Below are 9,083 nucleotides of genomic sequence, written 5' to 3'. Positions count from 1 at the left end.
GGTTTCGCGCTCGGCTTGCTCGAAGGCGGTCAGCACGCGACGACGGATGGTGAAGGCATCCCCCAGCGTCTTGAGGCCAGGCGCGTACTTGGCCCAGTCATCTCTGCCAAAATAGCTGTGCGTGGCGCCAGCCGCCAGAATCAGGTTGTCGTAGTGGATGTGTTCGCCACCATCCAGTACCACGCAGTTCGAGGCCGTATCGATAGACGTCACTTCGCCCATCAGCACGGTCAGCTTGCCGCCGGCGATCTGGTCACGCAGGATGTGGCGGATCGGGCCGGCAATCGCGGGCGCGGGCAAGCCGGCCGTGGCCACTTGATAAAGCAGCGGCTGGAACAGGTGATGGTTCGTGCGGTCGATGACGACGATTTCGACATCGGCGTCAGACAGGGCCTTGGCCGCTTCGAGGCCGCCAAAACCGCAGCCAATGATCACGACGCGAGGTTTTTGTTGCGCTTGAGTTGATCCGGTACCAGAAAAAGACGAGGTAGATAGGGTCATGCGCGACAAGAGGGAAGGTGGGACGAACAGACGCCAGCAACTTCCGCTCCAGCGTCCTAAAGAACTAAGTATTTATACCAGTAACCCATCGTTCCATGTGGCCTTGCACCTCCCTGGTGCGCCCCTTGATTGCGGGTAAATTGCATCAAATCGTCGCTTGTCGCAACAAAGGCATGGTTTCTCCGTCTGATGCAACGGGGTCTTTCGACATGATGAAACCGGCCTTGCCTGCATGTTTGGCGGCGTACATGGCTGCGTCGGCACGCTGGCAGAACGCCTCGGCAGACTCCCCGGCTTGCAGGATGGCCGCTCCGATGCTGGGGCTGACGATCACCGAATCTCCGGCCATATCGTGAGGCACGGACACGCGTTCCACGATGCGCTGGCAGATGCGGACCACTTCGCCCGGGTTGCCGGCGCCTTCCAGAATCACGGTGAATTCATCGCCCGCCAGGCGGCAGACGCAGTCGGTCAGGCGCACGCAGGTCAGCAGGCGTTTGGCGACTTCGGCGAGCAGTCGGTCGCCAGCGGCGTGGCCGTAGCGGTCGTTCACGCCTTTGAATCCGTCCAGATCTATATAGAGGACACCCAATGCCTGTGGGTTGCGACGGGCGCGGGCCATGGCTTGATTGAGCCGCTCACCAAACGCGCGACGGTTGGGCAGGCCGGTGAGGCTGTCGTGGCGGGCCTGTTCGGCCAGTTCGCGCTGATGGGCCTTGAGCACCGAGATGTCGCTGAACACGCGGATGTGCTGGGTGACTTTCTGCAGATCGTTGCGCAGGGTGCTCACGCTCAGCCAGGTGTCCAGCGTCTGTCCGTCCTGGCAAACCTGCCGACTTTCGCCTGACCAGCGCTGGCTACCGCGCAGCGCCTGGGTCACCCCGGGCAGGTGCGACTCGCGCAGCGGGGGCATGCCCAGCAACTCCGCGCTACGCCCGATCACCTCGGCGGGCGTCATGCCGGTCAGGTTGAGGAAGGCCGGGTTGACCATCACCACGCGGTCAACGGCATCACTCACGACCACGGCATCGCCCGTTTCGTCGATCACGCGCGAGGCCAGCTTGAGCTGCTCTGCCGCCTGGCGTTGGTCCGTGACATCCCGGGCAATCGACAGGATATGGTCGACCTCGCCATCCACGCCGTAGACAGGTGCCTTGATCAGGTCAACGATGCGCTCGCCCTTGGGTGTCTGGTAGACCAGATTGGGGAACTGGTGGATGCGCGGGTCACGCAACACGGCCAGATCCTGCTCGTCGCCGCGCCGGCTCACATCCAGCGACATCAGGTCACTGGCTTTGCGACCCAGTACTTTGTCCGCGGGCAACTGCATGACCTCGGCTGCCGCCTTGTTCCACACCACATACTCGCCAGCGCTGCTGGGACGGGTGCTGCGTGCGTAGACCGCCATGGGCAGGCAATCCACCAAGGTGCGGTAAAACGCCGTTTGCTCGCGCGCTGCGCTCATGGCCTGGTGGGCTTCGCTCGTGTCGCGGGAGATCACGGCCAGGCCGTCGCCCAGCGGCACGATCTGATGGTGCAGCCACCGACTGGGCGACTGGGCCCCGGGTCGGGTGAAAGCATGCTCTTCAATCTGGGCTTGATGCAGCTCGATCGCACAGGTCAGCCGATGCAGGAAGGTCGCGTGCAAATGCGATGGCAACACGTCGAGTAGCAACTGGCCCTTCAGCGGAGCTTCGGCGTTGAACAAGGCCTGGCTGCGCGCATTGGCTTGCACGATTTCATAGCCTTCAAATCGCCCGACCTGATCACGCCTGGCGGCCAGCGTCATGACGCCCACTTCACAGCCATTGGCTACGGCTTGCCAGAGCCGCTCGGTCTGCAAGGTACGTTGCAGCGTCTGCTGCGTGCGCCTGTGGCTCTGCCACATGCTCAACCCGGCGATACCCGCCAAGGCCACACCCGATAGGTGCGAGGAAAAATGTGGCGAGGACGACAACGCAAGACCGAGAACCAGACCTGCAGCCGACAGCAACTGAGCTGTGACCGAGGGGCGACGGTGAATGGTGGGCGTCCCCATGCTCATCGACTGGATGATGGAAGACATGGACACCCCGACTGCAAAACAACAGCAACCAGGATTTCGGAAACCCGGGCCGGACCTTTAGCTCATCTTGAACTGAATGTTTCCTGATTCCCCAGGCGTGGCCTGAGTTAAGCTGGTGGATTGCATCAACGACAAGCTGTTGAGAGGGCTGCCGGCACAACGGGTGGCCATAGTAGCCAACCCATGCCGACCCTTTTCGAGCACGAAGCCTTGCCCGCAGGCGCCCGATTGGGCGAATTCGAGATCCAGAAGATCCTGGGTGTCGGGGGCTTTGGCATCGTCTACTTGGCGATGGACCACGCCTTGCAGCGTCTGGTGGCCATCAAGGAGTACATGCCCCACGCCATGGCCGGCCGAGGTCCGGATCTGGAGGTTGTGGTGCGTTCGGCGTCTCAGGCCGACACCTTTGCCTTGGGGCTGCGCTCCTTCATCAACGAAGCCCGCTTGCTGGCGCGCTTTGACCATCCCTCCCTGGTGAAGGTCTACCGCTTCTGGGAAGAGCACGGCACGGCCTACATGGTCATGCCCTACTACCAGGGGCTGACGCTGCAGCAGGTGCGCCGCAACATGAGTGGTCCGCCGGACGAGGCCTGGTTGCGCCGTCTGATGGTGCCCTTGCTGGGCGCGCTGGAGTGCCTGCACCGGGAAAACGTTTTCCATCGCGATATCGCCCCTGACAACATCCTCTTGCTGGATGATGAGACCGGGCCGGGGGCAGGGCGGCCTGTCTTGCTGGACCTGGGCGCCGCGCGGCGCGTCATTGGCGACCACACCCAGGCCTTGACGGCCATCGTCAAGCCCAGCTTTGCGCCCATTGAGCAGTACGCCGAGACGGTGCAAATTCGCCAGGGCCCCTGGACGGATTTGTACGCGCTGGCCGCCGTGGTGCACTTTTGCATCACGGGGCGCCCGCCCATGCCGGCCACGGCGCGAGCGGTTCACGATGGCTTGCCTTCGCTCAAGCAGATGAGCGCAGGTCTGGCCAGCGACTTTGATTGCCATCTCAGCGAGCCTTTCGTGGCCGCGCTCGATCATGCCTTGGCGGTCCGCCCGCAAGACCGGCCCGAGTCTGTGGCGGCCTGGCGTGAAGAACTCTCCGGCATCGTCTGCAAGCCAGCGGCGGATGGCGAACAGGCTGGCGGGGCATGGTCGCCGCAAACCGTGCTGGTGCGAGACGCGGCGCAGGAACCGCCCCCTGGGCATCGGGCCATTGAGGCGCAGGCTTACATGACCACGATCCCCGCTGCGGGCAAGCTCAATGGGCCGCCCGCCTGGCCTCCTGTGCCAGTTGGTGATTCAGTGTCTCAAGAGTCCGGTGACACGGCCGTCGCGCCCACCATTCCCTTGTCGTCGCCCGGGCGCGCTGCCAGCGTCACGTCCCATGCGCCCTCGGATCCTGGTGGGGGTACACACGCCAATTGGTTGAAATGGGCCCTGGGCGTCCTGGTGATCCTGACGGGCGTCGCATTGTGGTGGTCGCAGCACAGCCGGTCCAATCAGCACAAGGATGGCCCGGCCGTGGAGCCGTCGGTCACTGCCAGCGCATCATCGTCAAAGATGCGGGCCAGTGATGCGCTGGAATCTCGCAAGCGCACCACATCAAGCGCATCGGTGGCATCGTCTGTCAGCGATGCAGGTGTCAGCAAACCGCGCAAACCGGCAAAGGAGAAGGAATCGCTCTCTCGCAAAGAGGAGCGACTGGCCGTTGATGACGCGAGCGAGCCCTTGAATCCTCGCAAGGCCTGCGCAGGCAAGTCCTTCATCATGCTGGCCATTTGCATGAAACGGCATTGCTCCAGGGCTGACTACACCGCTCACCCGGAGTGTGAGCGCATGCGTCAGCAAGAAGCGGCCCAACGGCCCAATTTCTAATGCGCTGACCGGCGTCCTGAAGCGGGTGCGATGCAGCGGCCCCCTCAGGCGGCCGCCCGCTCCTGATCAGATCCGGTGTCACGCAAGGCCATCCACGTTTGCTGAAGGATGCGCGCGTCTGCGCTGGCGCGATGGCGTGCCAACCCCGACTTGATCGCCACGCCACGCTTGACTTCATGCCAGGCGGCGGCTTCGCTGTCCGACAACAAGGCGCGCAGGCTTTCCAGCTTGAAGGTGGGGCTGCGGTCGGCGGCCTCATAGAGGCGGTTGAGCCAGGTGTAATCGTGCGCCCAGGCGTCCGTGTAGACGGTCATGCCGCGCAGGCGTTCGTTGAGTACGTCCACGATCTCGGCCGGGCTGCGGCCGTTTTGCTGCAACTGTTCCCGCGTGATGTTGTGAACAGTGGCGGCGTTGGGATCCCAGTGCTGCCAATCCGTCTGCGGTTTGACGAGGCTGCACCAGGTCTGGCCGTTCGGCTGTACAAAGCCCACTTCAATGGGGTAGCTGCCCAGGCCAAAGCCAGACGCTTCTATGTCCAATATGGCGGGGGGAACAACGGCGGGAGCCACTGCAGTCGAGACCAACATCATTTGCCCTGATTTCTAGGATGGTGCATGCGCTGTGACAGTGTCGCACTTCGTCAAGTGTCCTGATCTCCGGGTTTGAACGGGCTTCGGGCATCTAATTGAGTTGCATATTGATCAACGCCCATCGTTTCTCGATCAAGAAAGTCGGCGACGGCATGGCGCAGGCCTTCATGTCGCAACCAGTGCACGGAACGCGTGCTGACGGGCAGCAGTCCTCGCGTGAGCTTGTGTTCGCCTTGCGCGCCGCCTTCGAACCGCTGGATACCGTGTGCGATGCACCAGGCCAGTGGTTGGTAATAGCAAGCCTCAAAGTGCAGGCAGGAGATGTCTTTGAGGGCACCCCAGTAGCGGCCATAAGCCACCTTGTGCACGGGATCACAGGCCAGCAGGGCCGATGCCACACGTTCGTCGCCCTGACTGGCGATGAACAGCACCCAGTTCTCGGGCAAAGCCTGCGAGGCCATGCGCCAGAAAGCGGGCGTCAGATAGGGCTGCTGGCCCCGCTCGTGGTAGGTCTGGGCGTAGCAGCGGGTGAAGAATGCCCAGTCGGCCTCGGTGATATGCCCGCCACTGAGCACCTCGAAACTCACGCCGGCCTCCCGAACTTTGCGGCGCTCTTGCTGGATCTTCTTGCGCTTGTCCCTCTGCAGGCTCGCCAGAAAGTCTTCAAAATCAACAAAAGGTGCTGGTGCCCGGTTTTGCCAGTGAAACTGCACGCCCTGGCGGACTAACCAGCCCGACTGCCTGGCCAGTTTGGCTTCCGCTTCAGGCAGAAACAACACGTGCGCGGAAGACCAACCCTCGCGATGGCAGCGCTCGACCATGGCCCGCAGCAACTGCCGGCGAACCTGACTTTGCAGTTCATCCGGCAAGCCTGGTTGAACCAGCAAGCGGGGGCCGGGGATGGGTGAAAACGGCACCGCGCCCAGCAACTTGGGGTAGTAGCGCTCGCCGTGCCTGGCCAGTGCGCGGTCGTGCGCATCGGCCCAGGCCCAGTCGAACACATACTCGCCATAAGAGTGGCTTTTCAGGAACAGCGGGCAGGCGGCCTGGATGCGTCCAGCCTCGTCTTCCAAGGTGAGAAACTGTGGCTGCCAGCCCGTTTCCGCGCAGGCGCTGCCGCTGCCCACCATGGCTCGCAGCAGGCCCATGCGCAAAAATGGCGTGCCGCCATCGGCCGCTGACACCAGTTCATCCCACTGATCAGCAGGGATCTGATCAAGGTGCTCATGCCAATGAGCCCTCAGGCCCGGTACCATGCTGTCTGGCGCATCAGCCTGACTGTGCGCACCTACTGAATCGAATCTGTCCATGAACGCTGTGTCGTCTGTTGCCACCCCTGCCCACGCACTGGAAGTGGCCTTGCTGCAATTCAATCCCGTCGTGGGTGACCTCCAGGGCAACGCCCGGGCCATCATCGACGCCAGCCGCCAAGCCTACGCCAATGGCGCGCGCCTGGTGGTCACGCCGGAAATGGCCCTGTGCGGCTACCCCCCGGAGGATCTGTTGCTGCGTCCCGCCTTCATGGACGCCTGCGACGACATGGTCGCCCATATCGCCCAAAGCCTGGCAGATCTGCCCGATTTGCATCTGGTGCTGGGCCATCCCCAGGCCGGGCCTGGCGATGATGTGCGCACCCGTTCCTGGTCCGTGCCGCGCCGCTTGAACGCGGCCAGCCTGATCCATGGCGGACGTCTGGTGGCCAGTTACGCCAAGCGCGAGTTGCCCAACTATCAAGTGTTCGACGAGCGGCGCTACTTCATCAGCGGGCGCGAAGCCGGCCTGGGTCCGGTCGTGGTGGACGTGCTGGGTTGGCGTGTCGGCTTGCTGGTCTGCGAAGACGCCTGGTTTGACGAGCCCGCCCATGCCGCAGTCGGGCAGGGCGCGCACGCGCTGGTGGTGCTCAATGCCTCGCCTTTCCACGCCAGCAAACGCACCGAGCGCGAGGCCCGCATGGGTGAGCGTGCCCGTGCCCTTGGCGTGCCGCTGGTCTACGCCCACATGGTTGGGGGCCAGGACGAAGTGGTCTTCGATGGCGCCTCGTTCGCCGTGGACGCCCAAGGCCAGGTTGCCGCCAGAGCGCCCAGTTTCGAAGTGGCCACCTTGGCTGTGAGCCTGCAACCGCAAGGACAGGTCAGCGGCACTTTGGCGCCGGCCTTGTCATACGAGGCCGAGATCTGGGCCGCACTGGTCTGCGGCGTGCGCGATTACGTGGGCAAGAACGGTTTCCCCGGCGCCATCATCGGTTTGTCCGGCGGGATCGACTCGGCCTTGGTATTGGCCATTGCGGTTGATGCGCTGGGCGCTGACAAGGTCCGTACCGTGATGATGCCGTCGCCCTATACCGCCGACATCTCCTGGATCGACGCCCGAGACATGGCCGATCGCCTGGGTGTACGCCACGATGAAATCGCGATCGCGCCGATGTTCGAGGATTTCAACAAGTCGCTGGCGCCGCTGTTCGTCGGCCGTGCCGAAGACACCACTGAAGAAAACATCCAGGCGCGCATCCGTGGGACCTTGTTGATGGCCTTGTCCAACAAGACCGGTGCGATCGTGTTGACCACCGGCAACAAGAGCGAGATGGCCACGGGCTACTGCACCTTGTACGGTGACATGGCCGGCGGTTTTGCCGTGATCAAGGACCTGGCCAAGACCCTGGTTTACCGGCTGTCGCGCTGGCGCAATGCCCAGGCCGTCGAAGCCGGGCACGTCGAGCCCATTCCCGAGCGCATCATCACGCGGCCACCGTCGGCTGAATTGCGTCCTGATCAGAAGGACCAGGACTCTCTGCCCGAGTACGACGTGCTGGATGCGATTCTGGAGCGCTACATGGAGCTGGATCAGTCCATTGACGAGATCGTGGCGGCGGGCTTCCCGCGTGCCGATGTGGACAAGGTCACCCGCCTGATCAAGATCAACGAGTACAAGCGCCGTCAGGCTCCGGTGGGCATCCGCATCACGCACCGGGCCTTTGGTCGCGACTGGCGTTACCCGATCACTTCGCGATTCCGCGCTTGAGGGCAAGGCAATTGCTTTTCCAGCGATCGGCATGCGCCGATCGGCCCTCAGACGTGCTTAAATAGCTGCAATGCGATGCAGCATCGCCCCTATTTTCCGCTGACTTTATTTCGGAGTTCCCGCCATGAAACAGATCACCGCCGTCATCAAACCATTCAAGCTGGAAGAAGTCCGCGAAGCCCTGGCCGAAGTCGGTGTGACCGGCCTGACCGTCACTGAAGTCAAGGGTTTTGGCCGCCAGAAGGGCCACACCGAGTTGTACCGTGGTGCCGAGTACGTGGTGGACTTCCTGCCCAAGGTGAAGATCGAAGTCGTCGTGAAGACGGATGACGTCGATCGCTGCATCGAGGCCATCATCAAGGCCGCCAAGACCGGCAAGATCGGCGACGGCAAGATCTTCGTGACACCCGTCGAGCAAGTGGTGCGCATCCGCACTGGCGAAACCGACGAGGCCGCCGTTTAATTCACGTATCAGATCTCTGATGCGACGCCGCCCGGGCCGGGTTGAACCAGGTCCGGCGGCGTTTGTGCTTTCAGGCGGGCGAATTCGTCTTCGATGCGATCGAGCAGGCCGTTGATGTCCGAATCAACCAGCAGCAGCTCCTGCACATCGGGCCACAGGAAACCGCCATCGCGGCTGCGGTCGATGAAACGCAGCAACTCATCGTAGTAGCCTGCCACGTTGAGCAGGCCCAGCGCCTTGCGGTGGTAGCCCAACTGGCGCCAGGTCCAGACCTCGAAGATCTCTTCCATGGTGCCGATACCGCCGGGCAAGGCGATGAAGGCATCCGCCTGCATGGCCATCTTGTGCTTGCGCTCGTGCATGCTGTCGACAACCTGGAGCTCGGTCACGCCACCGTGGCCCAACTCCTTCTCGATCAGCCTGTGCGGGATCACGCCAATGACCTGGGCACCTGCCGCCAGCGCCGCGTCGGCCACGGCACCCATCAAGCCGGTGCTGCCTCCGCCATAAACAAGGCGCCAGCCACGCAGGCCGATCTGCCGACCGACTTCTCGTGCAGCGGCCAAGTGAGCGG

At 63.1% G+C, this 9,083-nt stretch carries 8 protein-coding genes; 3 read left to right on the top strand and 5 right to left on the bottom strand.

Features of this window, described 5'->3' with window-relative positions; genetic code table 11:
- Together EPO09_RS02650 and EPO09_RS02645 are read right to left on the bottom strand one after the other, a co-directional pair.
- Nucleotides 1–501 (bottom strand): FAD-dependent oxidoreductase (locus tag EPO09_RS02650; RefSeq protein ID WP_290639870.1); only part of this gene is annotated, 501 nt, incomplete at its 3' end.
- 145 nt (nucleotides 502–646) lie between these two features.
- Nucleotides 647–2,566 carry a bifunctional diguanylate cyclase/phosphodiesterase gene (locus EPO09_RS02645; protein WP_290639868.1) on the bottom strand — a complete coding sequence of 640 codons (1,920 nt, stop codon included), beginning with the start codon at nucleotides 2,564–2,566 and terminating at the stop codon, nucleotides 647–649.
- 183 nt (nucleotides 2,567–2,749) lie between these two features.
- Here EPO09_RS02645 and EPO09_RS02640 point away from each other — a divergent pair, with 183 nt between their 5' ends.
- Nucleotides 2,750–4,438 carry a serine/threonine-protein kinase gene (locus EPO09_RS02640; protein WP_290639866.1) on the top strand — a complete coding sequence of 563 codons (1,689 nt, stop codon included), beginning with the start codon at nucleotides 2,750–2,752 and terminating at the stop codon, nucleotides 4,436–4,438.
- Nucleotides 4,439–4,482: 44 nt separating this feature from the next.
- Here the strand turns inward: EPO09_RS02640 and EPO09_RS02635 are convergent, their stop codons facing one another.
- Entirely contained in the window at nucleotides 4,483–4,977 is a 495-nt protein-coding gene (locus EPO09_RS02635; protein ID WP_290639864.1) for a hypothetical protein, read from the bottom strand.
- A 101-nt stretch (nucleotides 4,978–5,078) separates the two neighbouring features.
- Nucleotides 5,079–6,338 (bottom strand): GNAT family N-acetyltransferase, encoded by a 1,260-nt coding sequence (locus tag EPO09_RS02630; RefSeq protein ID WP_290639862.1) that lies wholly within the window; start codon nucleotides 6,336–6,338, stop codon nucleotides 5,079–5,081.
- On the opposite strand from EPO09_RS02630, the gene EPO09_RS02625 reads away from it, so the two are divergent.
- Together EPO09_RS02625 and EPO09_RS02620 are read left to right on the top strand one after the other, a co-directional pair.
- A complete protein-coding gene (locus EPO09_RS02625; protein ID WP_290639861.1) occupies nucleotides 6,337–8,046 on the top strand; it encodes an NAD+ synthase in 1,710 nt (569 codons plus the stop codon). The two genes, EPO09_RS02630 and EPO09_RS02625, sit on opposite strands and share 2 nt — an antisense overlap.
- 124 nt (nucleotides 8,047–8,170) lie before the next feature.
- On the top strand, nucleotides 8,171–8,509 hold the full coding sequence (locus EPO09_RS02620) for a P-II family nitrogen regulator (protein WP_290639859.1): 339 nt from the start codon (nucleotides 8,171–8,173) through the stop codon (nucleotides 8,507–8,509).
- A gap of 8 nt (nucleotides 8,510–8,517) precedes the next feature.
- On the opposite strand, the gene EPO09_RS02615 is transcribed toward EPO09_RS02620, so the two are convergent.
- The coding region (locus EPO09_RS02615) for a TIGR00730 family Rossman fold protein (RefSeq protein ID WP_367200035.1) at nucleotides 8,518–9,083 on the bottom strand (566 nt) is incomplete at its 5' end.

Source organism: Aquabacterium sp. (assembly GCF_004297345.1).
Classification (GTDB): domain Bacteria; phylum Pseudomonadota; class Gammaproteobacteria; order Burkholderiales; family Burkholderiaceae_C; genus Aquabacterium.
The sequence above is the reverse complement of the archived record's forward strand: the minus strand, read 5'-3'. Positions and strand labels throughout refer to the sequence as shown.